2 protein-coding genes are annotated in these 2,668 nt (G+C 68.5%); one reads left to right on the top strand and one right to left on the bottom strand.

Annotation, left to right across the window (positions count from 1 at the left end):
- Window positions 1-668: 668 nt before the first annotated feature.
- Entirely contained in the window at window positions 669-953 is a 285-nt protein-coding gene (locus ASE15_RS04830; RefSeq protein WP_056761947.1) for a putative quinol monooxygenase, read from the top strand.
- Between the two features lie 35 nt (window positions 954-988).
- Here the strand turns inward: ASE15_RS04830 and ASE15_RS04825 are convergent, their stop codons facing one another.
- Complete coding sequence (locus ASE15_RS04825; protein ID WP_056761945.1) at window positions 989-1,954, bottom strand: hypothetical protein; 966 nt, start codon at window positions 1,952-1,954, stop codon at window positions 989-991.
- Window positions 1,955-2,668: the final 714 nt, after the last annotated feature.

Below are 2,668 nucleotides of genomic sequence, written 5' to 3'. Positions count from 1 at the left end.
AATTGGCATTAACTATCAAGCACACTGTTGAGTTCTCAAGCAACCGACACGCACCGACTCCAACCCGTTTCCAGGCCTTCACTCGGGGCAACTTCTTAATCTTATCAGACTCTCCGGGGCCTTCCAACTTCATGATTTCTCGTGAAGCGAGCCTTCCAAGTCGGCCACATTCCCTACTCCTCGAGGACACGAATGTCCTCAGAAGTCTCAAGGAGGTTTGGCTCACCCGGGGGATCCAGCCACTTCGCGGCGGCTCCGAGGAGCTTCGCAGTGGTGTCTGTTCCTCCCTGCCGGGCTGACTCAGAGAACATTACTGGGGGAGGCCCCTCTGGTCAAACCCGCTCAGGGTGACCCCGGTCACCGCGTCGGCGTGCCGCGATCGGAGCGTCTCAGGCTCCGATACGCGCCGACGTCGGGCCCGGCGAGTGCGCAGCAGGACCGCGTCGCGCGCGATCGTCCGGTGCGCGCGACGCGGAGTCCTTCCCCGCCGGCTCTCTCGGCGCCCAGATCCCTGGTGGCTGCCCCGGCTCATGCCGGATGGGACTACGGTCGGCCAGGGCGGCCGGCCAGGCCCCGCGGACGTGGATCCGTGCGGGGCCGACCGTCCCCGACCTGCACGACGGGCTCCGTCCCGGCCCTGACGACCCTTCGCTCCCCGAGGAGACTCCTTGATCCGCGTCCACGTTCCCTGCAGGGTGCAGGAGGCCGACCTCCCTCGAGCCCTCGCTGTCTACGAGGAGCTCGTCGCAGCCACCAGGCGCGAGCTCGGCTGCCTGTCGTACGAGCTCCTGCAGCGCGAGGACGAGCCGACCTCGCTGCTCCTCACCGAGGAGTGGAAGTCCCACGACCATCTGATGGCTCATACGCAGACCGAGCACTTCATCCGTCTCGTGGCAGAGCTGGAGTCACTCGAGGTAGCCGAACCTGCGGTGTTCTTCCGACGCATCCTGTAGCTCGAGGACGCTGTCGCGCGGTCTGGGGACCACTCTCATCCAGCGGGGAGGTCTGACATGACCTCCCAGTGGGCGCGACGCTGGGCCTCGGGTACGTCCGTGAGCGTGCTGGCGACCGCCGTGACATCCTCGACCGTCGCGGCGGGACCGGCGTCGACGGTGACCCAGTTCCCGTCGCGGTAGGTTCCGAACGTGAGCCCGTCGGAGCTGGCCCAGCCTCCGTCGACGATGCGGCAGCGGTCGGCGAAGTCCGCGTAGGTCTGTCCCTCGATCCAGCTTCCCTCGCCGGAGGACAGCAGCCAGCACGCGAAGCCGTCGGGGTCTTCCTCACCAGGGTCGCCCCACGCCGACATCGTGATCGTGAGTTCCCGTCCGTCCCGGTCGACCCCGACTTCGGCGACTTCTCCAGTGAGCGTGCGGAGGTCGGTCCGGGCGCCGGTCAAGGTCGTCGTCGCGCCAGGGAGCAAGTTGTCGTACATCGCTTCACGTGCCACGACGTTGCTCGCTCTGGCTGCAGCGGCCTCCTGGGCGGCATCCGATGCGGCCTGCCAGCCGTACAGCACGGCGGCGAGGACGATCGTGAGTCCGCCGACCAGCTTCGCCCACCTCGGGAGTGCGAACGTCGAGATCCCCGCCACGAGGGCGCCGATCACCACCGGCACCGGGACGCCGTAGCGCGGGTCGAGGGGGATCTCGCCCTGCGCCACGAGCTCCGCTCCGATCGCCGCTGGGACGAGCAGAGTGAGCACGACTGCCAGCCCGATCCGGCGCCGTCCTGTGGCTGCCCGCAGGATCGCGGCGTTGGCGAACGCGATCCCGACGAGCAGCACAAGGCCGAGAGGAAGCATCACGGCCGGGGCGAACAAGATCCCGACGACCAAGCCCGGGCCCACTGCGGCACCGAAGGCGGCGAGGGCCCCGCAGCCCAGTGGCACAGCGAAGGCCGCGAGGCGGTCCGGCGGGGTGCCGGTCTCCTCGGCGGCGGGCCGTAGCGCGGTCATCCGCCGATGCTAGCGCCGGCTGCGTGCGGATCAGAGCCAGCCCCCGCTGGCCAAGCGGCGAGATCCAGGCTTCGCAACACAGCCCCGGCCCGATCTGCCCCCGACGTGGACCACGTAGCCACGCCGGCCCGAGCATCAACCGTGGCGCCCACCCAGGCAGCATGTGTCGCGTGCCGATCTCCATGCTCCGGCTGGTCTCGACAGACCCCTGGATCGCGTCGCCGCACGCGGCCGCCGATCCGGCCCCCACCAGAGCTCGGAGAGCTCGAGGTCGGTCGCCCCGTCCATCGTTGCCCCCCAGCGCGGAAGACGGTCCCCATCGAGCACCCAGCTTCCGCAATGTCACGAGGCTCCACGGAAGGGCGCCTGACCGCGCGCACCCACTCTCTCGGGGAGTTGTCAGAAGGTGGGTGGGGTATGGCCCGGTGCAGTTCTGACACCTGATCGGGGTGGTGGTGTTGTCAGAAGGTGAGCGGGGTATGGCCCGGTGTGGTTCTGACACCTGATCGGGGAGGCGGTGTTGTCAGAAGGTGAGCGGGGCATGGCCCGGTGTGGTTCTGACAACGGGGCTCTGGGTACAGAAGTGCCCCGGGCACAGGTGTGCTCGGGGCTGGGTGTTCGGGGGTATGCCAAAGGCCCACCCCGTGTGGGGTGGGCCTTTGGTGAATGGTTGTCCGGCGGCGACCTACTCTCCCACCCCGTCTCCAGGGCAGT

It is taken from the genome of Oerskovia sp. Root22, assembly GCF_001429135.1.
Classification (GTDB): Bacteria; Actinomycetota; Actinomycetes; order Actinomycetales; family Cellulomonadaceae; genus Oerskovia; species Oerskovia enterophila.
The sequence above is the reverse complement of the archived record's forward strand: the minus strand, read 5'-3'. Positions and strand labels throughout refer to the sequence as shown.

What these genes read in the sequence shown, in the direction of transcription:
- ASE15_RS04825 (WP_056761945.1), bottom strand. Translation starts at nt 1,954, where the DNA reads ATGACCGCGCTACGGCCCGCCGCCGAGGAGACCGGCACCCCGCCGGAC.